Origin of the sequence: Mycolicibacterium diernhoferi (assembly GCF_019456655.1) — a bacterium.
GTDB classification, from domain to species: Bacteria; Actinomycetota; Actinomycetes; order Mycobacteriales; family Mycobacteriaceae; genus Mycobacterium; species Mycobacterium diernhoferi.
Genome location: NZ_CP080332.1, coordinates 1,433,937 through 1,458,924 on the forward strand (window position 1 = coordinate 1,433,937; position 24,988 = coordinate 1,458,924).

Genomic DNA, 24,988 nt, shown 5'->3' on the forward strand with positions numbered 1-24,988 from the left:
ATGCCGACGGTCACGGTCCGCCCCTCGGGGATCACGTTCGAGGCCACACCGGGTCAGACGGTGATGGCCGCCGCGCTGGATGCAGGTCTGCGCTGGCCGACAGTGTGTGGCGGACAAGGTGATTGCCTCGTGTGCCACGTCGAGGTGGTGGACGGCCCCGAACATCTCGCGGCTCCGAGCGATATCGAAGCGCAGGCGGTCCGCGGGCTGTCCGGCGACAAGGGAGGACGCGGTGAGCACGTGCGGCTGGCCTGCCAGGCCGGGGTGCATGGCGATGTCGTCGTCATGAAGCGCGGTGTGCGCGAAGCGCATCCAGAGAACCCAGGTGTGCGCGTCAAGCGCACCCAGAACAGACAGGAGGCACCCGGTGTCGACGGTTGAGATCATCGATCCCGGAATCATCGAGTCCGGTGCGGACGGTGGGATCCGGTTGATCGGCGGGCGGTGCGCGGCTTGCGGTGAAACCGAGTTCCCGCGCAAGCAGTCCTGCCGTGACTGCGGCAGCCAGGACGTCGGCGCGGTGACGCTGGCCGACCACGGCGTGCTGTGGAGTTGGACGGTGCAACGGTTCCCACCGCCCAGCCCGCCGTACCACGGGAGCGCCGACGAGTTCACGCCGTTCGGCGTCGGATACGTCGAACTGCCCGGCGAGGTCATCGTGGAAACCCGGCTGACGGAATCGGATCCGGCCCGGCTGCGGATCGGGATGCCGATGCGGCTGACCGGGATCGAGGTCACCACGGCCACCGGCGAGCAGGCGCTGGCCTTCGCGTTCGCCCCCGTCGAGGAAGGAGAACGGAAGTGAAGAATTCCGTCGCCATCATCGGGATCGGTTGCCGCCCGTTCGGCCGGTATCAGGACACCTCGGTGCGTCAGGAAGCGGTGCTGGCGGCCCGGCTGGCCCTCGCCGACGCCGGCGTGTCCTGGACCGACATCCAGTACGCCGTCGGGGGCAGCATGGACGGCGGCTCGGCCGACACCCTGGTCGCCGACCTCGGCCTCACCGGCGTGCCGTTCGTCAACGTGCTCAACGGATGTGCCACCGGCAGCAGCTCACTCATCTCCGCGGTGCACACCATCGCCTCCGGCGCCGCCGACCTCGCGCTGGTGATCGGCTTCGACTCGCACCCGCGCGGCGCATTCGCCATCAATCCGTCCGCGCTCGGACTCGGGAACTGGTACGGGGAAGCCGGTCTGGCGCTCACCTCCCAGTTCTTCGCGCTCAAGATCCAACGCTATCTGCACGAACACGGCCTTCCGGAGCGACTGCTGACCAAGGTCGCGGCCAAGGCGTTCCGCAACGGATCGCTGAACCCGCTGGCGTGGCGGCGCAAACCGCTGTCCGAGGCCGATATCGACGCCTCGATGATGCTCTCGGATCCGCTGCGGCAGTACATGTTGTGCTCGCCCGGGGACGGGGCGACCGCACTCGTGGTGTGCAGTGCCGACCGGGCCCGCGAACTCAGCCCCCATCCGGTCTACGTCGCGGCGTCCGCGGTGCGTACCCGGCGGCCCGGATCCTTCGAGGTGCTCAGCCCGTCGCTGTCGGTGCGGCGCGGCGTCAGCCCGACCGTCGACGCCGCGGCGGCCGCGTTCGAGGCCGCCGGGATCGAACCCGCCGACGTCGACCTCGCGCAGTTGCAGGACACCGACGCCGGTGCGGAGATCATCCACCTGGCCGAGACCGGTCTGTGCGCCGACGGCGAGCAGACCGAGCTGATCGATTCCGGGGCAACCGAACTCACCGGCCGGCTGCCGATCAACACCGACGGCGGGTGCCTGGCCAACGGGGAACCCATCGGCGCGTCGGGTCTGCGGCAGATCCACGAGAACGTCCTGCAGTTGCGCGGTGCGGCCGGGGAACATCAGGTCGCCGGGCAACCCAGGGTCGCGCTGTCCCACGTCTACGGTGCACCCGGCCTGAGCGCCTGCACCCTGCTCACCCGGTGAGCGGCGGCGCATGAGGGTCACCGTCGACCGCGATCGATGCGTCGGCAACGGGGTGTGCGAGGCGCTGGCGCCCGAACTCTTCGTCGTCGACGACAACGGTGAGGTGGAACTGCAGTTCGCCGAAATTCCGCCAGAACAACAGCAATTGGTGCTCGACGCGGTGAGCTCGTGTCCCGCGCAGGCACTGCGGACAACCCACTGACCGGAAGGCGTTCATCGGATGGAAATCAAGATGCCCAAGCTCGACGTGACCATGACCGAGGGCACGTTCATCGGCTGGCTGGTGCCCGACGGCAGCGCGGTCGTCGAGGGCGACGACCTGTACACGGTCAGTACCGACAAGGTGGAGGTCGACGTGCCCGCACCCGCGGACGGCGTGGTGCGCCACGGTGACGTCGAAGCCGACGAGACCTACCCGGTGGGCACCCCGCTGGGGCGCCTGGAGAGCTAACCCTTCAACAGGGCCGGGACATCAGCCCTTCAACAGGGCCGGGACATCAGCCCTTCAACAGGGCCGCGACCTTGTCCTCCAGGGTGGGCGGCTCGGCGTCCGGCACCGGCGCCACCGTCTTGGGCAGCAGCACATCCGGATCGGCGAAATCACGGTAGGTCTTGTCGCCGGCGAGTACGTACAGCAGATAGCCGGTCAGCAGGGCCCGGGTGGCCTTCTGGGTGCCGCGGTCGGCGCCGGGAAGCCCGAACGCCTTGGCCAGTCGGCGGCCCTCGATCAGGCCGCCGGGTTCGGCCTTGTGCACCGTCCGCAGGATGGCCGCCGGCCAGGCCCGCGACAGTGCGTCGGCGTTGGAGCGGATGGCGGTGCCATCGGCCGGGGCGCGCAGGATCAGCCCGGAGCTCTTGAGCGTCGCGGCGGGCTGTTCGGCGGGCGGGCTGCTGACCGCGGGGTAGAGAGCGGCAACCGCCTTGAGCCGGGAACCCAGGCCGGCGGCGGCGAACACCGCGGCCGACCCGCCGAAACCGTGGCCGACGAGGCCCAGCTTGGTCGGGTGCACGCTGATCTTGCCGGGCCCCAGCCGCACCCCGGCAATGATGTCCAGGGTGGTGCCCAGGTCGAAGGCGAGATTGAGCACCGACGGCGCGAACGACCGCTCGGTGTCGGGCGCCGCGGCGACGATGCCCCAGGACGCCAGGTGCTCCAACGTGCCGGAATACCGGTCGGTTCCGGTCAGCCAGTCGTGACCGAACGCGATGCCGGGCAGGTTCAGCCCCGACTCGGGGGTATAGACGACGCCGGGCTGGCCGGCGAAGGCGAGGTCTCCGCGCAGCACGCGATGCGGTCCGCGCCGGGTCAGAGCAGCGAAGAGTTGCTTCGTCTTGGCCACCCGTTGACCGTAGCCCACCGCGGTCCCGTCTACGTTGCAGGTGTGAAGTTGCGGCCGACGGCGGTGTTGGTGCTGTTCCTCATCGGCGGCGTGGCGGCGCTCCTCGGTGATCACGGTCACGTGGTGACGGGCACCACGTTCTACACCACCGACGCCGTGCCGTTCCTCGGCAGCAGCCCGGTGTGGTTCCCCGTCCTGGTGGGGTTGGCGGCGGTGTCGCTGGCCGAGATCCGGCTGCACCTACCGTCGGTCCGCACCGCGATGACACTGCGCCAGGGGCTGGCCGGGATCGCCGCGGTGGTCGGCAGTTACCTGGTGACCGCGCTGGTCCACACTGGGCCTGCTGTGCCCACGACCGCTCTGATCAGTGCATTCGCCGTGCTGATCTGGTGCGCGTTCGGCGACACGCCCGCCCTGGTGTGCGGCGCACTGGCCGCCGTCATCGGGCCGGTCGTGGAGATCGTGCTGGCCCACGCGGGCCTGTTCGGATACGCCGAGGTCTGCGACGGACTGTTCGGCGTGGCGCCCTGGCTGGTGCCGCTGTACTTCGCGTTTGGGGTGGTGGCGGCCCTGCTGGGCGAGTTGGCATCCGCGCGCGCGGAAAGCTGACCCGTCGCTGCACTACCCTTGACGCCTATGTGTGGAATCGTCGGCTATGTCGGGCAGCGCCCTGCCTGCGAGGTCGTCGTCGATGCGTTGCGCCGGATGGAATACCGCGGCTACGACTCCTCGGGGGTGGCCGTCCTCGACGGTGCCGGTGGCCTGACCGTGCAGCGTCGGGCGGGTCGGCTGGCCAACCTCGAAGAGGCTTTGAAAGAGGCCACCGAGGCCGGCGAGGCGCTCGGCGGCACTTCCGGGATGGGGCATACCCGGTGGGCCACCCACGGTCGGCCCACCGACCGCAATGCTCACCCGCACCGTGACGCCAGCGGCAAGTTCGCCGTCGTGCACAACGGCATCATCGAGAACTTCGCCGCGCTGCGCGCCGAGCTGGAGGTGGCCGGCGTCGAGTTCGCCAGCGACACCGACTCCGAGGTGGCCGTGCACCTGGTGGCGCAGGCCTACCGCCACGGGGAGACGGCCGGCGACTTCGTGGGCTCGGTGCTGTCGGTGCTGCGCCGCCTCGAAGGCCACTTCACCCTGGTGTTCGCCTTCGCCGACGAGCCTGGCACCATCGTCGCCGCGCGTCGCTCGACCCCGCTGGTGGTCGGCGTCGGCGACGGCGAGATGTTCATCGGCTCCGACGTGGCGGCCTTCATCGAATTCACCCGTGAGGCCGTCGAACTCGGTCAGGATCAGGCCGTCGTCATCACCGCCGACGGGTACCGGATCTACGACTTCTCCGGCAATCGTGCGGACGACCTTGCCCGGCCGTTTCATATCGACTGGGATCTGAGCGCCGCCGAAAAGGGTGGCTACGAGTACTTCATGCTCAAGGAGATCGCCGAGCAGCCCGCCGCGGTGGCGGACACCCTGCTGGGGCATTTCGTCGACGGCCGCATCGTGCTCGACGAGCAGCGTCTGTCCGATCAGGAACTCCGTGAGGTCGACAAGATCTTCATCGTGGCCTGCGGCACCGCCTACCACTCCGGCATGCTGGCCAAGTACGCCATCGAGCACTGGACTCGGCTGCCGGTCGAGGTCGAACTGGCCAGCGAATTCCGGTACCGCGACCCGGTTCTGGACCGCAGCACCCTGGTGATCGCGATCTCGCAGTCCGGTGAGACCGCTGACACCCTGGAGGCGGTGCGGCACGCCAAGGAGCAGAAGGCCAAGGTGTTGGCCATCTGCAACACCAACGGCAGCCAGATCCCGCGGGAAGCCGACGCCGTGCTCTACACCCGGGCCGGACCGGAGATCGGGGTGGCGTCCACCAAGACGTTCCTGGCGCAGCTGACCGCGAACTATCTGGTCGGGCTGGCGCTGGCGCAGGCCCGTGGCACCAAGTACGCCGACGAGGTGGCCCGCGAGTACCACGATCTGGAGGCCATGGCCGATCAGGTGTCCCGGGTGCTCACCTGCATGGAGCCGGTGACGGCGCTGGCGCAGCGGTTCGCACAGGCCTCGGCGGTGCTTTTCCTCGGTCGCCACGTCGGCTACCCGGTGGCACTCGAGGGCGCCCTCAAGCTCAAGGAACTGGCCTACATGCACGCCGAGGGTTTCGCCGCCGGTGAGCTCAAGCACGGCCCGATCGCGCTCATCGAGGATGATCTACCGGTGATCGTGGTGATGCCGTCGCCCAAGAGTGCGGCCACCCTGCACGCGAAGCTGCTGAGCAACATCCGGGAGATCCAGGCCCGCGGCGCGATCACGATCGTCATCGCCGAGGAAGGCGACGACACGGTGGCTCCGTACGCAGATCATCTCATCGAGATCCCGGCCGTCTCAACGCTTTTCCAGCCGCTGCTGTCGACGATCCCGATGCAGGTGTTCGCGGCCGGGGTGGCGCAGGCGCGTGGCTACGATGTGGACAAGCCGCGCAACCTGGCCAAGTCGGTCACCGTCGAATAGCCGGCTCAGCCGGTTCGTCGGGCCCACTCACTCGGTGAGACGCCGTACTGGCGTCGGAACGCGCGATTGAACGTTCCGGTCTCGGCGAACCCGCCGGCCCGGCCGGCCCGGTTGACGGGTGCGCCTTGCTCGATGAGTGTGCTTGCGAGTTCCAGTCTCCTGCGCCGGATCTCGGTGGCCGGAGATCGGCCGTCCTCGGCCAGCAGTTGCTGCACCGAACGCAGCGACAGGTGGAACTCGGCTGCCAGTCGGGCCGCGGTGAATTCCGGGTCCCGGAAGCGGGCGTCGATGTGGGCCAACAGCCGTGCCCGCAGGGCGGCGCGGTTCCCGTGGTCGCGGGGCCGTTCGGCGGCAATCCGTTCTGAGGCGTCGGCGAACGCCAGCAGTCGGGTGCCATCGGTACCCAGCGGTCGTGCCGACCAGGTGACCGGGATCGGTTGGCCCGCACGGGTGATGAACCATTCGTGCGCAGTCTCGGCAGTGCTGCCGCAGCCGTCGAGTATCGGGCAGGAGTCCGACGGGTACCGCGATCCGTCCGGATGCCATTCATGCAGGGTGTCGTGGCTGGGGGCGCCGATCACGTCATCATCGTTGCGGTAGCCGAGCATGCTCAGCGCAGCCTGATTCGCCAACACCACCGTGCCGTCCGGGCCGATCACCCACAGTGGGGTCGGCGCGACGTCGATCACCGCCGAGAGGGTGCCGGCGTCGAGTGCGGCGAGGTGCGGTCGAGTGACTTTGGTTTGGGTGAACACCGTCCCACCTGGCTGTTGAAGTACCCCAGGTTTTGTTCCTAGTTGGGTACGAGGGCCGGGGTTGGCTGGCTCGCAGGGTGTGAGGCGCCGGTGAGGGCGACCTCGTACTCGGCCGGTGAAACGTAGCCGAGGGCTTCATGCAGGCGTTCCTGGTTGTACCAGGCCACCCATTGGGCGGTCGCTAGTTCGACGTCGTCGACGCCGCGCCAGGGCTTGCCACGGTTGATCACCTCGGTTTTGTAGGCGGCATTGACGGCCTCGGCAAGGGCGTTGTCATAACTATCGCCTCGCGACCCCACCGAGGGCGCGATCCCGAGCTCGGCCAGCCTGTCGGTGTATGCCAGCGACAGGTATTGGGATCCGCGGTCGGAATGATGAATCAACTCAGATAGATCTGAGTCTGACTGCCACACAGCGTGATTGAAGGCTTGTAACGGGAGATCTTCGGTGCGCATCGTGGTCGATACGGCCCAGCCGACGATCTTGCGGGTGCAGACGTCGGTGACGAACGCGGTGTAGCAGAACCCCTGCCAGGTCCGCACGAAGGTGATGTCAGCGACCCACAACCGGTTCGGTGCGGCGGCATTGAACTGGCGGTTGACCAGATCGACTGGACGTTGATCGGCGGGGTCGGTGACCGTGGTGAACACTGGTCTTCCTCGCTGGATGCCGCGCAGGCCGGCTTTGTGCATCAACCGTCGTGTTTGTTCGCGGCCCAGGTGCCAACCGCGACGTTTCATCGCTGCGTGCATCTTCTTGACGCCGTAGACGGAAAAGTTGTCTTTATGCACGGTGCGGAGGTCGGCGATCAGCTGTTCGTCGCGGATCTCGCGGTCAGAGGCCGGGCGGGTCCGTGCGGCGCGGTAGCCGCGGGCGGTCAGGAAACCCGGGATTGCTGCCCGTAGGATACGGCAGATGAGCTCGACCCCGAATTGATCGCGATGTGCATCGATGAAGGCGATCATTTCGTCACGGGGCGGTCGAGCTCCGCTGCGAAAAACGCGGATGCTGACTTCAAAAGTTCATTTGCTCTGCGTAGTTCGGCGACTTCACGCTTGAGCTTGCGGATCTCGGCGTGCTCGGCGCTGGTCGTGCCGGACCGTTCGCCGGCATCGACCTGAGCTTTGCGTCGCCACCGACGCACCGATTCCTCCGAGATGCCGAGTTTGCTGGCCACCGACTTAATGGCCTCGAACTCAGAAATATCCGAGGCTTCCATCATGGTGTCCAACAACCGCAACGCACGATCGCGAAACTCCGGCGAATACTGACGGGGCATGTTCCTGATCCTCCTATAAAGATCGGAACAAAACCTGGGGTACTTCATATCGATTTGTGCTCAGGCTAGGGGCGGTGGGTTTCGACGGTTTTCTCCGTTCGTTACGGGGTGGTTAAACGGTGTCACTGTCGGGAGCTCATGCGCAAAATGCCGCACTCGCTGCGTCTTTTGCCATGGGCAGACCGCCCCTCGGCCGCTGTCATGGGAGTACCACCACTGCGAAGGAGAATGCCGATGGCCTACGACCCGACCTCACCCGTCATCACCGAGATCGAACAACGCCGTCTCGAGACCGGGATCAGCTGGCAGAAGCTCGCCGACCACATCGACCGTCCGCTGGTGTGGACGGTGGCCGCCATGCTGGGCAGCCACCCGATGCCGAACACCGAGGCTCGAGCCGTCGGCGAACTGCTTGACCTCGGCCCGGAAACCGTTGCGGCCCTGCAGCGCCAGCCGTACCGGACCGAGAATGCGGCCGTGCTGACCGACCCGACGATCTACCGCTTCGTCGAACTGATCAATGTCTACGGTCCGGCGTTCAAGGCGTTGATCCACGAGGAGTTCGGCGACGGCATCATGAGCGCGATCAACTGCAATGTGAACTTCGAACGCCGGGCCGACCCGGACGGTGACCGGGTCGTCGTGACCATCGACGGCAAATTCCTGCCCTACCACTGGTGATTCGCTGCGAAAGGAGGTAAGTCATGTCGTACGTCAAACCAGCCGAACTCGCGACGCGGATCATCGATGCCGGTGAGTCGAAGGTGTTCATGTCCACCCGAGACACCTTGATCCGGTCCTTCATGGCCGGCGCCATCCTGGCGCTGGCTGCGGCTTTTGCGGTGACGATATCCGTGAAGACGGGGGAGCCACTGCTGGGTGCGGTCCTGTTCCCGGTCGGCTTCTGCATGTTGCACCTGCTCGGGTTCGACCTGCTGACAGCGGTATTCACGCTGGTGCCGTTGGCCTGGCTGGACAAGCGCCCGGGGGTGACGGTCGGTCCGATGCTGCGCAACTGGGGGTTGGTGTTCCTGGGCAACCTGGCCGGCGCGCTGACCGTCGCCGTGTTCATGGCGATCTACTTCACCTACGGGTTCAGCGTGGAACCCGACGCCGTCGGGCAGGCGATCGGCCAGATCGGGGAGGGACGTACCGTCGGCTATGCCGATCACGGCGCCGCCGGGATGCTGACGCTGTTCATCCGCGGTGTGATGTGCAACTGGATGGTGTCGATGGGTGTGGTGGGGGCCATGATGTCGGACAGCCTGCCCGGCAAGGTGATCGCCATGTGGATGCCGATCATGGTGTTCTTCTACCTCGGCTTCGAGCACTCGATCGTCAACATGTTCCTGTTTCCGTCCGGGCTGCTGCTCGGCGGCGAGTTCACGATCATGGACTACCTGCTGTGGAACGAGATCCCGACGGTCATAGGCAATCTCGTGGGCGGACTGGCGTTCGTGGGCCTGGTCATCTACGCGACTCACAGCAAGACCGGCCCGTCCCGTAAGCGACCGACCGATCTGGTCGGTGTGGACCGGGTGTCGGTACCGAGCAAGGTCTGAACTCCTCCGCCGGGTCCGCTGAGTTATCCACAGCCGGGGACTTCGTTGTGGCGCGTGTCACAGGGGTCCGGTAATGTCGAACGTATGTTCGATAGTATCGGGTTGGCGGGGATGGGCGATGAACAGCTCATTTCCGCGTTGACGGACGCGACCCGGGGCGAGGCTGCGATGGCGGCACGACGGTTGGCGTTGGTCGCCGAGGTGACTGCCCGGCAGTGCGATGACGAGGATGACGTGATCGCCCATCAGGTGGTCGATGGGTGGGCGTTCGCGAAGGCGCAGGTGGGTGCGGCCTGCAATCTGAGTCCGCACGCGGCCTCGACTCAGATGCGCATCGGGGTGGCGCTGCGGGATCGGCTGCCGCGGACCGCGGCGTTGTTCGGGTCGGGGGCGGTGTCAGCGAGAGTGATCGGGGAGATCACCTGGCGTACCCATCTGGTCACCGATGAGGATGCGTTGGCGTTGATCGATGCCGCGATCGCCGCAGAAGCCACCGAGTACGGGGCGTTGTCGGAAGCCGCGTTGATCCGGGCGGTGGATTTGTGGGTGGAGAAGTTCGACCCGATCGCGGTGATCCGGTCCCAGGCGGCCGCCAAGGATCTCTATGTCGAGTTCGATGATCGTGATGACCCCAACGGGGTGTGCTCGTTCTGGGGGCGGCTGCGGGCGACTGACAAACAAGCCCTGCAGCAGCGCCTCAACGATCTCGCGGACACCGTGTGTCCCAATGATCCGCGCACCGTGCGGGAACGCCGCGCCGATGCCCTGGGTGCCCTCGGCATCGTCGGGCCGTCGCTGCAGCGGTTGGCCTGCCGGTGCGGGGACCCGGGCTGTGCGGGCAGCGGCAAAGACCCACGGTCGACGGCGGTGAACATCTACATGCTGGCCGACCAGGCGCCCGGTTCCGATGCGAGGCCCGCCCCGGACACCGGGCCTGAGCCCACGGGTGAGCCCGGGCCCGAAGGGCCTGAGCCGGAGCCTGAACCAGATGCCGCTGAGCGGCCCGCTGCGCAGACACCCACGCCCGCCGAGTCCGATCCGACGCCCGCCGTGGACCCCGCGGCGCACGTGCCATTCAGTTCCCGGCCCGTGGGCACCGTCCCCGGGGCGGGCGTCGGGGTGATGCTCGACGGCGGGATCATCCCGGCCGCCATGCTGGCCGACCTCATCGCCACCGGCGCCAAGGTCCGGCCCCTGCGCGAGGTCGCCGACCTGCCCACTGAACGTCAATACCGGCCGTCCACGGCGCTGACCGCGTTCGTGCGGATGTGTTCGCAGACCTGTAGCTTCCCCGGTTGCTCGAAACCGGCGCACCGCTGCGATCTGGACCACGTGATCCCGTGGCCGGCCGGGGCCACCCATCCGGGCAACCTGCGTCCGCTGTGCCGTGAACATCATCTGGTGAAAACGTTCCGATCCGGCCCGAACGGCTGGACCGTGAAGGCGCGGCCCGACGGCGCCACGGAATGGACCTCGCCGACCGGGCACACCTATGTCAGTACCCCGGGTGCGGCGATCCTGTTCCCGCACTGGAACATCCACACCACCGTCCCGCCGCCGCGACACATCAGCCTCATCCACGACGATCACCGAGGCGCCAAGATGCCCACCCGGCAACGCACCCGCGCCCAGGACCGCGCACACCGCATCAACGCCGAACGCACCCGCAACGCAACCGAACTCGCCCTCGCGTCAGCAGCGAAGGACCGCAACCAGGACCGCATCGCCAACGGCACCACCGCACCACCGGACATCTTCGACAGCCGGACCACCGACGCCGCGGACCCGGACCCACCGCCCTTTTGATCCGGGCGACATCGGTCGACGACCGCGGGGCAGGGACGGTCAAGGATGACCGATGAGCCTATGCCCGCAGGACGCTGGGCCCCAACGCCTCGTACCGGTGTGCTTCCGCGACCGGCAGTTCGGTGCCGGTGATGATCGACTCGAAGTCGGAGATCTCGGCGAATCGGCAGAAGCTGGTCTGGCCGAACTTGGAATGCGCGGCCACCAGGATCGGGCGGGTGGCGACGCGCACCGCGGTCTGTTTCACCGCCGCCACCGCCGGATCGGGGGTGGTGAGCCCATGATCCAGTGCGATGGCGTTGGTGCCCAGGAATGCCACGTCGATCACCAGGGACCGAAGCCGTTCCAGGGCCCACTCATCCACCGTGGCAAGCGTTCTGCCGCGCATCCGGCCGCCCAGCAACAACACCGTGACGGTGCTGCTGTGGGCGAGCGCCTCGGCCGCCAACAGCGATGAGGTGACGACGGTCAGCTCCTGTTCGGCGAGCAACTCGGCGATCAGGCGTGGGGTGAAACCCTCATCGAGATAGACGGTTTCGGCGCCGTGCAACTGATCGGCCGCGGCGCCGGCGATCCGGTGTTTCTGGGCCAGGTCTACCTGGCTGCGGTATTCGACACCGGATTCGAAGGCCACCGTCTCCAGCGGGATCGCCCCACCGTGCACCCGCTTGAGCAGCCGCCGGCCGGCCAGCACCTTGAGGTCGCGGCGGATCGTCTCCGTCGCCACCTGCAGTTCCTCGGCCAGTGCGGGTACCTCGACACGCCCCCGCTCGCGGGCGAACTCGACGATCTGGCGCTGGCGGCTATCCGAATCCACGGTCACATTCTGGTCGGTGTCATTCCCCGGCGTTCAGCACGGCCTGGATTTCCTCCGCACTGCCGGCCGAGCGGAGTTGGGCGACCCGGTCCTTGTCCAGGAAGACGTGGGCGATGCGGGTCAGCAGCGCCATGTGATCGTTGCCGGCACCGGCGATCCCCACCACGAACTCGGCGGGCTTGCCGTTCCAGTCGATGGGTTCCGGGTAGCGCACGAACGAGATCCCGGTGCGGCGGATCGCGGACTTGGCCTCGTTGGTCCCGTGCGGGATGGCCAGACCGTTGCCCATGAAGGTCGACACCGACTTCTCCCGCTCGTGCATGGCGCTGACGTAGGCCGGTTCGACCGCGCCCGCGGCGACCAGCAGCTCACCCGCCTCGTCGATGGCCTGCGCGGCGGTGCGCGCGCTGCCGTCGAGCACGATCGAGGACAGTGGCAGCACCTCACCGGCCGCTTCGGTGGCCCTGGGTTCCTCGGCAACCGGAGTGGGCGCGGCAGTTCGGTCCCCGTTGGTCTGGCGCAGCCGCTCGACGATCTCGTCGTAGCGTGGGCTGCTCATGAAGTCGTCGACGGACACCTGCACGGCGGACCCGGTCTTCTGGGCGGCCCGGGCGGTCAGGTCCCGGTGGGTCACCACGAGGTCGTAGGTGTCGGTCAGGTTGGAGATCGCCGAGTTCGTCACCTTGACGTCACCGAAGCCGGCCTGCTGAATCTTCTTGCGCAGCACCGATGCCCCCATCGCCGAGGACCCCATGCCGGCGTCGCAGGCGAACACGATGGTGTGGATGGGGCCGGTTGGGCCCGCCCCCGCGCCCACCAGCGCGGTCGAGACACTGGACTTCTTGCCCTTCATGGATTCCATCGACGCGGTGGCGGCGGCGAGGTCGGGTTCGTCGGTGGCCTTGTCGGTCTTGAGCAGGAAGGCGGCCACGGTGAACGACATCGCGGTGGCGCCGAGCACCGACAGCGTCACCCCGAGGAAGCTGCCGCTGGCCGTCTGGGCGTAGATCGCGATGATCGATCCCGGTGCGGCGGGTGCACGCAGGCCCGACCCGAACAGCACGTTGATGAACACACCGGTCATGCCGCCGAGAATGGTGGCGGCGATCAGCTTGGGCTTCATCAGGACGTACGGGAAGTAGATCTCGTGGATGCCGCCGAAGAACTGGATGATGGCGGCGCCGGGCGCGGACGCGCGGGCGACGCCCTTGCCGAACACCATGTACGCCAGCAGGATTCCCAGACCGGGGCCGGGGTTGGTCTCCAGCAGGAACAGGATCGACTTGCCGGACTCCAGGGCCTGGGTGGTGCCCAGCGGGGTCAGCACGCCGTGGTTGATCGCATTGTTGAGGAACAACACCTTGGCCGGCTCGATCAGGATCGAGGTGAGCGGCAGCAGGTCGTTGTCGACCAGGAAGTCGACGGCGTTGCCGGCACCCCGGGTGAACGAGGACACGATGGGGCCGATGCCGAAGAACCCGAAGATGGCCAGCAGCATGCCGAGGATGCCCGCGGAGAAGTTGTCCACCAGCATCTCGAAACCGGGCCGGATCTTGCCTTCCCACAAGGCATCCAGCTTCTTCATGCACCACCCGCCCAGCGGCCCCATGATCATGGCGCCCATGAACATCGGGACGTCGGCACCGGCGATCACGCCCATGGTGGCGATCGCGCCGACCACGGCACCGCGGTTGCCGTGGATCATCCGGCCGCCGGTGTATCCGATCAGCACCGGCAGCAGGTAGGTGATCATCGGGCCGACGATGCCGGCGCCGTCGTAGGCGCCCCAGCCGCCGATCCGGGCGACCCACCCCTCGGGATTCTTCAGATCGGAGAAGATCGCCTGCAGCCAGCCCGCCTCGATGAACAGCGCGGTGATGAGGCCCCAGGCGATGAACGCTCCGATATTGGGCATCACCATGTTCGACAGAGCGGTGCCCAGCTTCTGCACCCGCACCCGCACACCGGTCCGCGGTGAGTCTGCGACTGACGCTTCCAAGGTGGACATCCGATGACCTCCGGTTCCGCCGGCAGATGGGTGATGCCGGTCACAAGTAAGTCCAGTACACCGCATACTCGGGCAGATTTGCAAGCGATTCGGGCAAAAACGGGCACCCGAAGCTGTGGTTTTATGACCGGATGGGAGTTAGGCTCCTGTCACGCCCACCGAAAGGACCGCGCATGTTAGCCCTGCGTTTCTATGCCCCCGAAGACGTCCGGCTCGAGGACGTGCCAGAGCCGCAGTGCGGTCCCGACGAGGTGAAATTGCGGGTGCGCAACTGCTCCACCTGCGGCACCGACGTGAAGATCTTCCACAACGGGCACCAGAACCTGACCCCGCCGCGCACCATCGGCCACGAGATCGCCGGCGAGATCGTCGAGGTCGGCGCGGACGTCAATGCCACCTACGGCAGCGAGTGGAAGGCCGGCGACCGGGTCCAGGTGATCGCCGCAGTGCCCTGCGGTGAGTGTCATGAGTGCCGCAAGGGCTGGATGGCGGTCTGCCAGAACCAGACCTCGATGGGCTATCAGTACGACGGCGGCTTCGCCGAGTACATGATCGTGCCCAAGCAGGTGCTCAAGGTCGACGGACTCAACAAGATCCCAGATAACGTGAGCTTCGACGAGGCCTCGGCCGCAGAGCCTTTCGCATGTGCCATCAACGCCCAGGAACTGCTCGGTATCGAGGAGGGCGACACCGTCGTGGTGTTCGGCGCGGGACCCATCGGGTGCATGCACATCCGCATCGCGCGCGGTGTGCACAAGTGCGGACCGATCTATCTGGTCGACGTGAACGACGCGCGGCTGAAGATGTCGGCCGACGCAGTGAACCCGGACGGGGTCATCAACGCCGCGGAGGTCGACGTCGTCGAGAAGGTCATGGAGCTCACCGGTGGCCGCGGGGCGGACATCGTCATCACCGCGACCGCGGCCAACATCGCCCAGGAGCAGGCCATCGCGATGGCCGCTCGCAACGGCCGCATCTCCTTCTTCGGCGGTCTGCCCAAGACCGACCCGACGATCACCTGCGACTCCAACGTCGTGCACTACCGCCAGCTGCACATCCACGGCGCCAACGGCTCTGCGCCCGAACACAACAAACGCGCCCTGCAGTACATCTCCACCGGCCAGGTGCCGGTCAAGGATCTGATCACCCGCCGCATTCCGCTGGCGAACGTGCTCGACGCGTTCGACATCGTCAAGAACGGCGAGGCCATCAAGGTCACCGTCGAGCCGTAATCTTCCCGCGGGTCCCGGGTCAGCCGCCGACCGCCTGCAGGTACCCGGCGATGCCCAGCACGCACGCCGCGGTGCACAGCGCGAGGGTTCCGCTCGCGTACGGCCAGGCCCGGGTCCGTCGACGCAAGCGCGCGATGGTCAGCACCAGACCGGCCACCCACAGCCCCGCGGCGACGATGAACCCGGTGAACATCGCGGTCACCCCGGCGTCGATATTGCAGGTCCCGGCCGGACAGTCATCGGTGAACGCCATGAAAAAGACCCCGAAGAACGCCGCCACCGCACCGGCGACGAGGGTCAGCGTCAACGCAGTGACCGATACGGCGGCGTCGACGCCCGACACGGGGGGTTGGTTGCGGGTGCGGGGCCGTAGGTCACGGGGCCTGATCGTATGGCCTGGCGTACGCCGCGGCCACAGGATCGGTCCCACAGGTCGACCGGTCCGCGTAACCTGTTGGCGCGCGCCTATCGACGTCGGGACGGGAGCTGATGCGGCACTACTACACCGCCGAGGCCATCCGGGCCGCCGAAGCGCCACTGCTCGCCTCGCAACCGGAGGGGGCACTGATGCGCCGGGCCGCCTACGGGCTGGCGCGGGTGATCGCCGACGAGCTTCGCGGACGGACCGGCGGGGTCAACGGTCGGCAGGTGTGCGCGGTCGTCGGCTCCGGCGACAACGGCGGTGACGCGCTGTGGGCGGCGACGTTCCTGCGCCGCCGCGGCGCGCAGGCTTCGGCGGTGCTGCTCAATCCCGAGCACACCCACCCCGCGGCGCTGGCCGCGTTCCGGCGCGCCGGCGGCCGGCTGGAACAGCGCATCCCGGCGGCGACGGACCTGGTCATCGACGGGGTGGTCGGGATCTCCGGTCGCGGTCCGCTGCGCCCCGATGCCGCGGCCGTCTTCGCAGACTGTGCCGCGCCCGTCGTCGCCGTCGACATCCCGAGCGGGATCGACGTGCACACCGGCGCCACCGACGGGCCGCACGTACACGCGGCCGTCACCGTCACTTTCGGTGGGCGCAAACCCGTACACGCGCTGGCCGATTGCGGCCGGGTCGAACTCATCGACATCGGACTGGACCTCGCACCCACCGACGTCGTCGGGCTGGAGGCCGCCGACGTCGCGGCCCGCTGGCCGGTGCCGGGTCCGCGTGACGACAAGTACACCCAGGGCGTCACCGGGATCCTCTCCGGCTCGGCGACCTATCCGGGCGCGGCCATTCTGAGCACCGGCGCCGCCGTGGCGGCGACCTCGGGCATGGTCCGCTACGCGGGCAGCGCCGCGCACGAGGTGGTCACCCGATGGCCGGAAGTGATCGCCACGCCCGATGTCGAATCGGCAGGCCGGGTACAGGCCTGGGTGGTCGGGCCCGGGCTCGGCACCGATGAAAAGGCCGCGGCCGCACTGCGGTTCGCGCTGTCCACCGACCTGCCGGTGATCGTGGACGCGGATGCGTTGACACTTCTGGCGACCGAACCCGCGCTGGTGACCGACCGGCGGGCACCCACCGTGCTGACCCCGCATGCCGGGGAGTACCGCCGCCTGGCCGGAGCCTTGGAAATAGAACGGCAGGTGGGTGCCGACCGCGTCGCGGCGGCCCGCACCCTGGCCGAAACCCTCGGCGCCACCGTGCTGCTCAAGGGCAACGTCACCGTCATCGCGTCCCATCAGGGCACCTACTTGAACCCCGCCGGGCAGTCCTGGGCGGCCACGGCCGGATCCGGCGATGTGCTGTCCGGAGTGGTCGGGTCGTTGCTGGCCGCCGGCATCCCGGCCGCCGACGCCGCCGCGATGGCCGCCTTCGTCCATGCCCGGGCAGCCCAGCTTGCCGCTGCGGATCCGGGCCCGCACGCCGCACCCACGTCGGCCGGGGGCATCCTGGTTCACCTACGCACCGCCATCGCATCGTTGAACGGAAAGGGAAATCCCGAATGACCCGCAGGCACAAGCCGAGAACGCACATCGCTCCCGCCTACACCGGGCGGCTGTCGACCGACCCGGTGCCGGCGCTGCGTCTGCCCGGCGAATCGATGGATCCGGAGGCGGCCTACCGATACATCCACGACGAGCTGATGCTCGACGGCAGTTCGCGGCTCAACCTGGCGACGTTCGTGACGACCTGGATGGACCCCGAAGCCGAGCGCCTGATGGCCGAGACGTTCGACAAGAACATGATCGACAAGGACGAGTACCCGGCGACCGCCGCGATCGAGTCGCGGTGTGTGGCCATGGTGGCCGACCTGTTCCACGCCGAAGATCTGCGTGACGACGACCCCACCACCGCCATCGGCGTGTCCACCGTCGGGTCCAGCGAGGCGGTCATGCTGGCCGGGCTGGCCATGAAGTGGCGGTGGCGCCAGAAGGTCGGCGGCGCGGACGGTGACGGCTGGAAGGGTCGCACCCCCAACCTGGTCATGGGCTCCAACGTGCAGGTGGTGTGGGAGAAGTTCTGCCGCTACTTCGACGTCGAACCGCGTTATCTGCCGATGGCGCAGGACCGGTTCGTCATCACCCCCGAGCAGGTGGTCGAGGCGGTCGACGAGGACACCATCGGCGTGGTCGGCATCCTGGGCACCACCTTCACCGGTGAGCTGGAGCCGATCGCCGAGATCTGCGCGGCGCTGGACGCGCTGGCCGCCGACGGCGGCGTGGATGTCCCGGTGCACGTCGACGCGGCCAGCGGCGGGTTCGTGGTGCCGTTCCTGCATCCCGATCTGATCTGGGACTTCCGGTTGCCGCGGGTGGTGTCGATCAACGTCAGCGGGCACAAGTACGGGCTGACCTACCCGGGCATCGGGTTCGTGGTCTGGCGCAACGCCGAGCACCTGCCCGAGGAACTGGTGTTCCGGGTCAACTACCTGGGCGGGGACATGCCCACGTTCACGCTGAACTTCTCCCGGCCGGGCAACCAGGTCGTCGGCCAGTACTACAACTTCCTGCGGCTGGGACGAGCCGGATACTCGCAGGTCATGCACTGTCTGTCGGATACCGCCCGGTGGCTGGGGGACGAGCTGCGCGAGAGCGAGCACTTCGACGTGATCACCGACGGGTCCGACATCCCGGTGGTCAGCTTCCGGTTGCGCGGCGACCGGCCCTACACCGAGTTCGACATCTCGCATGCACTGCGGGCGTTCGGCTGGCAGGTGCCGGCCTACACCATGCCCGAGGGCGCCGAGGACATCGCGGTGCTGCGGGTGGTGGTCCGGGAGGGCTTCTCCGCGGATCTGGCCCGGACCCTCAAGGACGACATGATGACCGCGCTGCAGAACCTCGATGAGCTCAAACCCAAGGGTCACTACGACACGGTGCGGCCCTTCGCGCACTGACGCAGGCCCGGGTCACCCCGCCCGGCATGAGAAACCCGGCATGAGAAAATCGGGACAATGCACGCCACCAACCCGACCACGCCGACCGGACGCCACGGTGCTCCGGTCGGCGCTGCCGTTGTGGTCGACCTCGACGCCATCGCCCACAACGTGCGGGTCCTGCGCGAACATGCGGGCCCGGTCGCGGTCATGGCGGTGGTCAAGGCGGACGGCTACGGTCACGGCGCCACCCGGGTGGCGCGCACCGCGCTGGCCGCCGGGGCGACCGAGGTCGGCGTGGTCACCGTCGGTGAGGCGCTCGCGTTGCGCCGTGACGGCATCACCGCCCCGATCCTGAGCTGGCTGCACCCGCCCGGTACCGACTTCGCGGCGGCCCTGGACGCCGATGTGCAGATCGCGGTGTCCTCGCCGGCCCAACTCGACGACCTCGTCGACGCGGCGCAGCGCACCGGCCGCACCGCCGTGGTCACGGTCAAGGCGGACACCGGACTGAGCCGTAACGGCATCAGCGCCGCGGACTACCCGGCGCTGCTGACGGCATTGGCCCGGGCGCAGGCGGCCGGGGCGGTGCGGGTGCGCGGTCTGATGAGCCACCTGGTGCACGGTGACGATCCGGACAATCCGTTCAACGCGGTCCAGGCGCAGCGGCTGACCGGGATGCGTGAGCAGGCCCGCGAGCAGGGTGTGCACTTCGAGGTGGCCCATCTGAGCAATTCCCCGGCCGCGCTGACCCGCCCGGATCTGCGCTTCGACATGGTCCGCCCGGGCATCGCGCTGTACGGGCTCAGCCCGATCCCGGAGCGCGGGGACATGGGTCTGCGCCCGGCGATGACGCTGAAAGCCCCGGTGGTGATGGTGCGGCCGATCAAGGCCGGCGACGGGGTGTCCTACGGGCACAGCTGGATCGCCTCGCGCGACACCACCCTGGCGCTGGTGCCACTGGGCTACGCGGACGGCATCTTTCGCAGCCTGAGCGGCCGGTTCGAGGTGTCCATCAACGGTCGTCGCCGGCCCAATGTCGGCCGGGTCTGCATGGACCAGTTCGTCGTCGACCTCGGCCCCGGTCCGGTGGACGTCAGCATCGGCGATGAGGCGATCCTGTTCGGTCCTGGAGACTCCGGGGAACCGACCGCCCAGGACTGGGCGGAGTTGATCGGGACGATCAACTACGAGGTGGTGACCAGCCCCCGGGGCCGGATCACCCGCGTCTACCGCGGTGAGACGGGCTGAGACCGTTGGCCGACGACGACGCGCGCTGGCCGGTGGCCCGCTGGCTGGCCGGCCTGGCCGGGCTGACCGCCGTCGGGTCGGCGGTCGGGGCATCGGTGGCGCGTTCACTGGCCCGCCGGGTCAGCGCCGATGACCCCTACGCGGGCGAGGATTTCGGACTGCTGCACGATGACCGCAGCACGGTGGTCACCACGAATGACGGTGTGCCACTGGCCGTCCGCGAATGCGGACCGGAGAACGCGCGGGTGACCGTGGTGTTCTGTCACGGCTTCTGCCTGCGGATGGGCGCCTTCCACTTCCAGCGGGACATGCTCGCGAGGCAATGGGGCGATCAGGTCCGGATGGTGTTCTACGACCAGCGCGGTCATGGGCTGTCCGGCGATGCGTCGCCGGACACCTTCACCGTGCCCCAACTCGGCCAGGACCTCGAATCGGTGCTGGCGGTGATGGCGCCACGCGGGCCCGTCGTGCTGGTCGGTCACTCGATGGGCGGCATGACCGTATTGGCGCACGCCCGCCAGTACCCGCAGCGTTATCCGACCAGGATCGTCGGCGCGGCGTTGATCTCCTCTGCGGCAGAAGGAGTCTCGCGCTCACCGTTGGGGGAGATCCTGCGCAACCCGGCGTTGGAGGCGGCCCGCTTCGCCGTCCGGTACGCACCGGGCATCGTGCACAACGGCCGCGGCGTGACCCGCTCGATCCTCGGCCCGGTGCTACGCGCCGCGTCCTACGGCGACGAGGACGTCAGCCCCAGCGTGGTGGCGTTCAGCGAGTCGATGATGCACGACACCTCGGTGCACACGCTGGTCGGATTCCTGCACGCCCTGGAAGTACACGACGAGACCGAGGGGCTGCAGTCGTTGGCGAAGATCCCGACACTGGTCGCCTGTGGTGACCGGGATCTGCTCACGCCCAAGGAGTATTCGCAGCAGATGGCCGCGGCACTGCCCAAATCCGAGTTGGTGATCGCGCAAGGCGCCGGGCATCTCGTCCAGTTGGAGCAGCCCGAACTCATCGATGACGCACTGGTACGTCTGGTGGAACGGGCCACCCCGTCCAAACTGGTGGCGCTGACCCGCAGGATCAAGGAACGGACCCGCAACCATGGCTGAACGCGGCGGCGGCACCGCCGAACTGCTGACCCCGGAGGACACCGTGGCGCTCGGCGCGCGACTCGGCGCGCAACTGCGCGCCGGTGACGTGGTGGTGCTGTCCGGCCCGCTGGGAGCCGGAAAGACCATGTTCACCAAGGGCATCGCGGCCGGCATGGACGTCGAGGGGCCGGTCACCTCACCGACCTATGTGCTGGCCCGGGTGCACCGCGCCCGCCGGGACGGCGCACCCGCGCTGGTGCACGTGGACATCTACCGGCTGCTCGATCACGGCGTGGACCTGCTCGGCGAACTCGACTCGCTGGACCTCGACACCGACCTCGACGACGCCGTGGTGGTGGTGGAGTGGGGCGAAGGCCTGGCCGAGCGGCTCTCGGATCATCATCTGGACATTCAGTTGCACCGTGACGCGGACTCCGAGAAGCGCACCGCGACATGGCGATGGAGCGTTTCATGATCGTTTTGGCCATCGATACCGCCACCCCCGCGGTGACCGCCGGAATCGTCGAGGTGGGGGACACGATCACCACCCTGGCCGAGCGGGTCGTCGTCGACGCCCGCGCCCACGCCGAACGGCTCACCCCGAACATCGTTGCCGCGCTTTCTGATTGCGGAAAGGTCATGGGTGACCTGGACGCGGTCGTGGTGGGATGCGGTCCCGGGCCGTTCACCGGGTTGCGGGTCGGCATGGCGACCGCCGCCGCCTACGGGCAGGCGCTGGGTATCCCGGTGCACGGGGTGTGCACGCTGGACGCCATCGGCGGGTCCACCGACGGCGAGGTCCTCGTCGTCACCGATGCCCGTCGCCGCGAGGTGTACTGGGCGCGCTACCGCGACGGTGTGCGGTCGGCCGGGCCGGAGGTCGACGCACCGGCCGACGTGGACGCCGGCGGCGCGCAGCGGGTCGCCGGATCGCCGACGCTGGGTGCGACGTTCGGGCTGCCGGTCATCGGTCCGGAGTATCCGTCGGCGGCCGAACTCGTTGCCGCCGTTGCGGACTGGTCGGCGGAACCGGAGCCGCTGGTGCCGCTGTATCTGCGCCGACCGGATGCCAAGACGTTGGCCGAACGAGGCCTGGCGTGACGGGCAGTGACATCACGATCGACGCCATGACCCGCTCCGACGCGGCCCGCTGCGCCGAACTGGAATCCCAGCTGTTCGCCGGGGACGACCCGTGGCCGCCGGCGGCCTTTCTGCACGGATTGAGCGGCAAGCACAACCACTATGTGGCGGCCCGGGAGGACGGCAAACTGATCGGCTATGCCGGGATCTCCCGGCTGGGCCGCATCCCGCCGTTCGAGTACGAGGTGCACACCATCGGGGTCGACCCGACCCACCAGGGCCGCGGAATCGGGCGTCGACTGCTCGAGGAACTGCTGCGCTTCGCCAAGGGCGGCGAGGTGTTCCTGGAGGTGCGCACCGACAACGAAGCGGCCATCAACCTGTACCAAAGCGTCGGATTCGCCACGGTGGGCGTGCGCAAGCGGTACTACAAGGTCAGCGGCGCTGATGCCTACACCATGAAGCGAGACCCGGCATGATCATCTTGGCCATCGAAAGTTCCTGCGACGAAACAGGAGTGGGCATCGCCCGGCTCGACATCGAGAAGGACGGGCGGACCTCCGTCACGCTGCTGGCCGACGAGGTGGCCTCCAGCGTGGACGAGCACGCCCGCTTCGGCGGTGTGGTGCCCGAGATCGCGTCACGGGCGCACCTGGAGGCCCTCGGCCCGACGATGCGGCGCGCGCTGGACACCGCCGGGGTGACGCGCCCGGACGTCGTGGCCGCCACCATCGGGCCCGGCCTGGCCGGTGCCCTGTTGGTGGGAGTGGCTGCGGCCAAAGCGTATTCGGCCGCCTGGGAAGTGCCTTTCTACGCCGTCAACCATCTCGGTGGGCATCTGGCCGCCGATGTGTACGACCACGGACCGCTGCCCGAATGCGTGGGGCTGCTGGTCTCCGGAGGGCACACCGAGCTGCTGCACGTGCGTTCGCTCGGTCAGCCGATCATCGAACTGGGCAGCACCGTGGACGACGCGGCGGGGGAGGCCTACGACAAGGTGGCCCGTCTGCTGGGTCTCGGCTACCCCGGCGGCAAACCGCTCGATGACCTGGCCCGCACCGGCGACCGGGACGCGATCGTCTTCCCCCGCGGCATGACCGGACCCCGCGACGAGCCGTACGCGTTCAGCTTCTCCGGGCTCAAGACCGCGGTCGCGCGGCATCTGGAGCGCAATCCGGACGCGTCGCGCGCCGACGTGGCCGCGGGATTCCAGGAGGCCGTCGCCGATGTGCTGACCACGAAGGCGGTGCGCGCCGCGACCGACCTGGGCGTGTCGACGCTGCTGATCGCCGGCGGAGTGGCCGCAAATTCGCGGGTGCGTGAACTGGCCGAGCAGCGGTGCGCGGCAGCCGGGCTGACGCTGCGGGTGCCCCGCCCGCGGCTGTGCACCGACAACGGCGCCATGATCGCGTCGTTCGCGGCGCACCTGATCGCCGCGGGAGCGCCCCCGTCGGGACTGGACGCGGCCAGCGATCCCGGGCTGCCGGTGGTGAAGGGCCAGGTGGCGTGAGCCGAGCAGCGGGTGTCGCCGATCGGCTGGCCGTGCACGAACTGCTCTACCGGTACGCCGAGCTGATCGACGCGGGCGATTTCGACGGTGTCGGGGCGCTGCTGGGCCGTGGCACCTTCATGGGCGTCGCCGGTGCCGAGGCGATCGCCGCGCTGTTCGCGGCGACGACGCGCCGGTTCCCCGAGCACGGCAACCGGACCCGAACCCGTCACCTGGTGCTCAACCCGATCGTCGAGATCGAGGGCGCTCGGGCGCGGGCCCGATCGACGTTCTGCGTCGTGCAGCAGACCGACACGGTGGCGCTGGCGCCCATCGTCGCCGGCCGCTACGCGGACACGTTCGCCCATGACGGACAGGACTGGCATTTCACCGAGCGAACGGTGGATGTGGAGATGATCGGCGACGTCTCCGATCACCTGCTGATCGATCCGCACTCATTCGGTTGAACCGGAGCCGACCCGCGCCGCGTTGATCTGGTACACGCGCACACTGACCTCCAGCTGAAAGCGGTCGGCGGGATTCTTCAGTGACAGGCCGGTGAGCTCCTCGATGAGCTTGATCCGGTACAGCAGCGAATGACGGTTGAGATACAGCGCCCGAGCGGCGGCACTGGTGTTGATGGCCTCGTTGAGCAGGATCTCCAGGGTGTGCATCAGTTGTCCCCGGCGGGTCTTGTCGTAATCCACCAGCGGCTGCAATGTTTTGAGGACGGTCGCCATGCTGCGGGGATGCTGGCGCAGCACCTCGGCGAACTGCTGCGGCCCCACCGGCCCGTCGGGTACCGGCGCGGCGGCGACGGTGACCGATTGGTCCTGTCCCGGCGGCAGCAGCACCCAGCTGACCAGGCTCTCGGGCAGGCCGCTGAGCTGCCAGGCGGATTCGACCAGCCCGGAGCCGGCCGATGCCGGCAGCGGCGCCGAGAAGTGCGTCATCACCAGATCGTCGGTGATCGACGTCTTCTGGGTGATACCGGAGATGCTCGCCAACCGGCTCAGCGTCTCGGCGAACTCGCGTGCGTGCTCGGCCCATTGCGCGTCGTCATCTTCGCGTCTGCCGATGACCATCTGGATGGGGGCATCGTGGGGCAGGGCGTTGATCAGCGGGAGGAGTTGTTTCTGCACGTCGGCGAAAGCAACCTCCCACGGCAGCAGCACCAGCGGGAACTCGTGCCGGTCGGCCAACGGAACGAGCACCGACAGGAGTTCACGGGTGTCGATATCGGGCGGTGGGCCGAGCGCCACGCCGGCAGCCGGCGAAGACATGAGGAAGGTGAGGAACTCCTGCACTCCGTGCTGCCGGACGTCGGCGCCGGTCGTCAAGACGAAGTCACCGGCCCGCACGAACGCTTCGGCGGGGGCGTGCATGATGTCCACCCACAGCACCTCGCGGGTCAACCCGCGGTGCCCGGCGATCACCGCGCCCTGATCCAGCGGCGGGACCGTCAGGGCCGCCGCCACGGTCAGTGGCGCGCGCTGAGACATGTGGGCC

27 protein-coding genes and 1 other annotated feature are annotated in these 24,988 nt (G+C 68.3%); of the genes, 20 read left to right on the forward strand and 7 right to left on the reverse strand.

The features are described 5' to 3' along the window. The 5 genes from K0O62_RS06850 to K0O62_RS06870 are packed head-to-tail and all read left to right on the forward strand — an operon-like array spanning nucleotide 1 to nucleotide 2,401. Complete coding sequence (locus K0O62_RS06850) at nucleotides 1–381, forward strand: 2Fe-2S iron-sulfur cluster-binding protein (protein WP_073856432.1); 381 nt, start codon at nucleotides 1–3, stop codon at nucleotides 379–381. Beyond that, a complete protein-coding gene (locus K0O62_RS06855; protein WP_073856433.1) occupies nucleotides 368–805 on the forward strand; it encodes a Zn-ribbon domain-containing OB-fold protein in 438 nt (145 codons plus the stop codon). Before K0O62_RS06850 ends, K0O62_RS06855 begins: the two co-directional genes overlap by 14 nt. Then, complete coding sequence (locus K0O62_RS06860) at nucleotides 802–1,950, forward strand: thiolase family protein (RefSeq protein WP_073856434.1); 1,149 nt, start codon at nucleotides 802–804, stop codon at nucleotides 1,948–1,950. The genes K0O62_RS06855 and K0O62_RS06860 overlap by 4 nt, the downstream gene beginning before the upstream one ends. A 10-nt stretch (nucleotides 1,951–1,960) precedes the next feature. Further along, on the forward strand, nucleotides 1,961–2,152 hold the full coding sequence (locus tag K0O62_RS06865; RefSeq protein ID WP_073856435.1) for a ferredoxin: 192 nt from the start codon (nucleotides 1,961–1,963) through the stop codon (nucleotides 2,150–2,152). Nucleotides 2,153–2,170: 18 nt separating this feature from the next. Further along, entirely contained in the window at nucleotides 2,171–2,401 is a 231-nt protein-coding gene (locus K0O62_RS06870; protein WP_073856436.1) for a biotin/lipoyl-containing protein, read from the forward strand. Nucleotides 2,402–2,447: 46 nt separating this feature from the next. Here the strand turns inward: K0O62_RS06870 and K0O62_RS06875 are convergent, their stop codons facing one another. Then, a complete protein-coding gene (locus K0O62_RS06875) occupies nucleotides 2,448–3,290 on the reverse strand; it encodes a dienelactone hydrolase family protein (RefSeq protein WP_207550989.1) in 843 nt (280 codons plus the stop codon). Nucleotides 3,291–3,332: 42 nt separating this feature from the next. Between K0O62_RS06875 and K0O62_RS06880 the strand changes: the two genes are divergently transcribed. Both K0O62_RS06880 and glmS read left to right on the forward strand, forming a co-directional pair. Further along, the gene (locus tag K0O62_RS06880; protein WP_073856437.1) at nucleotides 3,333–3,899 is read left to right on the forward strand and encodes a diacylglycerol-binding protein; all 567 of its coding nucleotides are present in this window, start codon (nucleotides 3,333–3,335) and stop codon (nucleotides 3,897–3,899) included. Between the two features lie 27 nt (nucleotides 3,900–3,926). Continuing rightward, nucleotides 3,927–5,801 carry a glutamine--fructose-6-phosphate transaminase (isomerizing) gene (gene glmS, locus K0O62_RS06885; RefSeq protein WP_073856438.1) on the forward strand — a complete coding sequence of 625 codons (1,875 nt, stop codon included), beginning with the start codon at nucleotides 3,927–3,929 and terminating at the stop codon, nucleotides 5,799–5,801. A 5-nt stretch (nucleotides 5,802–5,806) separates the two neighbouring features. On the opposite strand, the gene K0O62_RS06890 is transcribed toward glmS, so the two are convergent. Both K0O62_RS06890 and K0O62_RS06895 read right to left on the reverse strand, forming a co-directional pair. Then, entirely contained in the window at nucleotides 5,807–6,556 is a 750-nt protein-coding gene (locus K0O62_RS06890; RefSeq protein ID WP_073856439.1) for a helix-turn-helix domain-containing protein, read from the reverse strand. Nucleotides 6,557–6,594: 38 nt separating this feature from the next. Next, nucleotides 6,595–7,835 (reverse strand): IS3 family transposase gene (locus K0O62_RS06895; RefSeq protein ID WP_372512867.1). Its coding sequence is split into 2 segments (ribosomal slippage): nucleotides 6,595–7,550 and nucleotides 7,550–7,835, totalling 1,242 coding nucleotides; the frame shifts between segments, so codons are not numbered across the junction. Further along, nucleotides 7,444–7,560, reverse strand: a sequence feature (AL1L pseudoknot). It overlaps the preceding gene by 117 nt. A gap of 234 nt (nucleotides 7,836–8,069) precedes the next feature. On the opposite strand from K0O62_RS06895, the gene cynS reads away from it, so the two are divergent. The 3 genes from cynS to K0O62_RS06910 all read left to right on the forward strand — a co-directional run bounded on the left by cynS (nucleotide 8,070) and on the right by K0O62_RS06910 (nucleotide 11,203). Further along, nucleotides 8,070–8,516 carry a cyanase gene (gene cynS / locus K0O62_RS06900; RefSeq protein WP_073856564.1) on the forward strand — a complete coding sequence of 149 codons (447 nt, stop codon included), beginning with the start codon at nucleotides 8,070–8,072 and terminating at the stop codon, nucleotides 8,514–8,516. Nucleotides 8,517–8,539: 23 nt separating this feature from the next. After that, nucleotides 8,540–9,397: a formate/nitrite transporter family protein gene (locus K0O62_RS06905; RefSeq protein ID WP_073856440.1), complete on the forward strand. Its 858-nt coding sequence runs from the start codon at nucleotides 8,540–8,542 to the stop codon at nucleotides 9,395–9,397. A gap of 84 nt (nucleotides 9,398–9,481) precedes the next feature. Then, entirely contained in the window at nucleotides 9,482–11,203 is a 1,722-nt protein-coding gene (locus K0O62_RS06910) for an HNH endonuclease signature motif containing protein (protein ID WP_073856441.1), read from the forward strand. Nucleotides 11,204–11,261: 58 nt separating this feature from the next. Here the strand turns inward: K0O62_RS06910 and K0O62_RS06915 are convergent, their stop codons facing one another. Together K0O62_RS06915 and K0O62_RS06920 are read right to left on the reverse strand one after the other, a co-directional pair. Beyond that, a complete protein-coding gene (locus K0O62_RS06915; RefSeq protein ID WP_073856565.1) occupies nucleotides 11,262–12,020 on the reverse strand; it encodes a DeoR/GlpR family DNA-binding transcription regulator in 759 nt (252 codons plus the stop codon). Nucleotides 12,021–12,039: 19 nt separating this feature from the next. After that, nucleotides 12,040–14,028: a PTS mannitol transporter subunit IICBA gene (locus K0O62_RS06920; protein ID WP_073856442.1), complete on the reverse strand. Its 1,989-nt coding sequence runs from the start codon at nucleotides 14,026–14,028 to the stop codon at nucleotides 12,040–12,042. 173 nt (nucleotides 14,029–14,201) lie between these two features. On the opposite strand from K0O62_RS06920, the gene K0O62_RS06925 reads away from it, so the two are divergent. Continuing rightward, the gene (locus K0O62_RS06925) at nucleotides 14,202–15,260 is read left to right on the forward strand and encodes a zinc-dependent dehydrogenase (RefSeq protein ID WP_073856443.1); all 1,059 of its coding nucleotides are present in this window, start codon (nucleotides 14,202–14,204) and stop codon (nucleotides 15,258–15,260) included. Between the two features lie 19 nt (nucleotides 15,261–15,279). Here K0O62_RS06925 and K0O62_RS06930 read toward each other — a convergent pair whose 3' ends face one another. Then, the gene (locus tag K0O62_RS06930) at nucleotides 15,280–15,603 is read right to left on the reverse strand and encodes a hypothetical protein (RefSeq protein WP_073856444.1); all 324 of its coding nucleotides are present in this window, start codon (nucleotides 15,601–15,603) and stop codon (nucleotides 15,280–15,282) included. 146 nt (nucleotides 15,604–15,749) lie between these two features. On the opposite strand from K0O62_RS06930, the gene K0O62_RS06935 reads away from it, so the two are divergent. Genes K0O62_RS06935 through K0O62_RS06975 form a run of 9 tightly spaced genes read left to right on the forward strand, consistent with a single transcriptional unit; the run spans nucleotide 15,750 to nucleotide 23,946 of the window. Beyond that, nucleotides 15,750–17,195, forward strand: coding sequence for an NAD(P)H-hydrate dehydratase (locus tag K0O62_RS06935; protein ID WP_073856445.1), 1,446 nt, complete (start codon nucleotides 15,750–15,752; stop codon nucleotides 17,193–17,195). Further along, nucleotides 17,192–18,586 carry a glutamate decarboxylase gene (gene gad / locus K0O62_RS06940; RefSeq protein WP_073856446.1) on the forward strand — a complete coding sequence of 465 codons (1,395 nt, stop codon included), beginning with the start codon at nucleotides 17,192–17,194 and terminating at the stop codon, nucleotides 18,584–18,586. The genes K0O62_RS06935 and gad overlap by 4 nt, the downstream gene beginning before the upstream one ends. A 57-nt stretch (nucleotides 18,587–18,643) precedes the next feature. Further along, the gene (alr, locus tag K0O62_RS06945) at nucleotides 18,644–19,816 is read left to right on the forward strand and encodes an alanine racemase (RefSeq protein ID WP_073856447.1); all 1,173 of its coding nucleotides are present in this window, start codon (nucleotides 18,644–18,646) and stop codon (nucleotides 19,814–19,816) included. 5 nt (nucleotides 19,817–19,821) lie between these two features. After that, the gene (locus tag K0O62_RS06950; RefSeq protein ID WP_234800089.1) at nucleotides 19,822–20,928 is read left to right on the forward strand and encodes an alpha/beta fold hydrolase; all 1,107 of its coding nucleotides are present in this window, start codon (nucleotides 19,822–19,824) and stop codon (nucleotides 20,926–20,928) included. Further along, the gene (tsaE, locus tag K0O62_RS06955; RefSeq protein ID WP_073856448.1) at nucleotides 20,921–21,385 is read left to right on the forward strand and encodes a tRNA (adenosine(37)-N6)-threonylcarbamoyltransferase complex ATPase subunit type 1 TsaE; all 465 of its coding nucleotides are present in this window, start codon (nucleotides 20,921–20,923) and stop codon (nucleotides 21,383–21,385) included. Before K0O62_RS06950 ends, tsaE begins: the two co-directional genes overlap by 8 nt. Then, nucleotides 21,382–22,011 (forward strand): tRNA (adenosine(37)-N6)-threonylcarbamoyltransferase complex dimerization subunit type 1 TsaB, encoded by a 630-nt coding sequence (gene tsaB / locus K0O62_RS06960; RefSeq protein ID WP_372512861.1) that lies wholly within the window; start codon nucleotides 21,382–21,384, stop codon nucleotides 22,009–22,011. The genes tsaE and tsaB overlap by 4 nt, the downstream gene beginning before the upstream one ends. A gap of 26 nt (nucleotides 22,012–22,037) precedes the next feature. Continuing rightward, nucleotides 22,038–22,469 (forward strand): ribosomal protein S18-alanine N-acetyltransferase, encoded by a 432-nt coding sequence (gene rimI / locus K0O62_RS06965; protein WP_073856566.1) that lies wholly within the window; start codon nucleotides 22,038–22,040, stop codon nucleotides 22,467–22,469. Next, on the forward strand, nucleotides 22,466–23,500 hold the full coding sequence (gene tsaD / locus K0O62_RS06970) for a tRNA (adenosine(37)-N6)-threonylcarbamoyltransferase complex transferase subunit TsaD (protein WP_073856449.1): 1,035 nt from the start codon (nucleotides 22,466–22,468) through the stop codon (nucleotides 23,498–23,500). Before rimI ends, tsaD begins: the two co-directional genes overlap by 4 nt. After that, nucleotides 23,497–23,946, forward strand: coding sequence for a nuclear transport factor 2 family protein (locus tag K0O62_RS06975; protein ID WP_073856450.1), 450 nt, complete (start codon nucleotides 23,497–23,499; stop codon nucleotides 23,944–23,946). The genes tsaD and K0O62_RS06975 overlap by 4 nt, the downstream gene beginning before the upstream one ends. On the opposite strand, the gene K0O62_RS06980 is transcribed toward K0O62_RS06975, so the two are convergent. After that, entirely contained in the window at nucleotides 23,935–24,981 is a 1,047-nt protein-coding gene (locus K0O62_RS06980; RefSeq protein ID WP_073856451.1) for a PucR family transcriptional regulator, read from the reverse strand. The genes K0O62_RS06975 and K0O62_RS06980 overlap by 12 nt on opposite strands. Nucleotides 24,982–24,988 lie beyond the last annotated feature (7 nt).

Coding starts and splice junctions, on each gene's coding strand:
- K0O62_RS06910 (WP_073856441.1), top strand. CDS start 9,482: ATGTTCGATAGTATCGGGTTGGCGGGGATGGGCGATGAACAGCTCATT.
- tsaE (WP_073856448.1), top strand. CDS start 20,921: ATGGCTGAACGCGGCGGCGGCACCGCCGAACTGCTGACCCCGGAGGAC.
- alr (WP_073856447.1), top strand. CDS start 18,644: ATGCACGCCACCAACCCGACCACGCCGACCGGACGCCACGGTGCTCCG.
- K0O62_RS06905 (WP_073856440.1), top strand. CDS start 8,540: ATGTCGTACGTCAAACCAGCCGAACTCGCGACGCGGATCATCGATGCC.
- glmS (WP_073856438.1), top strand. CDS start 3,927: ATGTGTGGAATCGTCGGCTATGTCGGGCAGCGCCCTGCCTGCGAGGTC.
- K0O62_RS06865 (WP_073856435.1), top strand. CDS start 1,961: ATGAGGGTCACCGTCGACCGCGATCGATGCGTCGGCAACGGGGTGTGC.
- K0O62_RS06850 (WP_073856432.1), top strand. CDS start 1: ATGCCGACGGTCACGGTCCGCCCCTCGGGGATCACGTTCGAGGCCACA.
- K0O62_RS06870 (WP_073856436.1), top strand. CDS start 2,171: ATGGAAATCAAGATGCCCAAGCTCGACGTGACCATGACCGAGGGCACG.
- K0O62_RS06925 (WP_073856443.1), top strand. CDS start 14,202: ATGTTAGCCCTGCGTTTCTATGCCCCCGAAGACGTCCGGCTCGAGGAC.
- rimI (WP_073856566.1), top strand. CDS start 22,038: ATGACCCGCTCCGACGCGGCCCGCTGCGCCGAACTGGAATCCCAGCTG.
- tsaD (WP_073856449.1), top strand. CDS start 22,466: ATGATCATCTTGGCCATCGAAAGTTCCTGCGACGAAACAGGAGTGGGC.
- K0O62_RS06935 (WP_073856445.1), top strand. CDS start 15,750: ATGCGGCACTACTACACCGCCGAGGCCATCCGGGCCGCCGAAGCGCCA.
- K0O62_RS06920 (WP_073856442.1), bottom strand. CDS start 14,028: ATGTCCACCTTGGAAGCGTCAGTCGCAGACTCACCGCGGACCGGTGTG.
- tsaB (WP_372512861.1), top strand. CDS start 21,382: ATGATCGTTTTGGCCATCGATACCGCCACCCCCGCGGTGACCGCCGGA.
- cynS (WP_073856564.1), top strand. CDS start 8,070: ATGGCCTACGACCCGACCTCACCCGTCATCACCGAGATCGAACAACGC.
- K0O62_RS06980 (WP_073856451.1), bottom strand. CDS start 24,981: ATGTCTCAGCGCGCGCCACTGACCGTGGCGGCGGCCCTGACGGTCCCG.
- gad (WP_073856446.1), top strand. CDS start 17,192: ATGACCCGCAGGCACAAGCCGAGAACGCACATCGCTCCCGCCTACACC.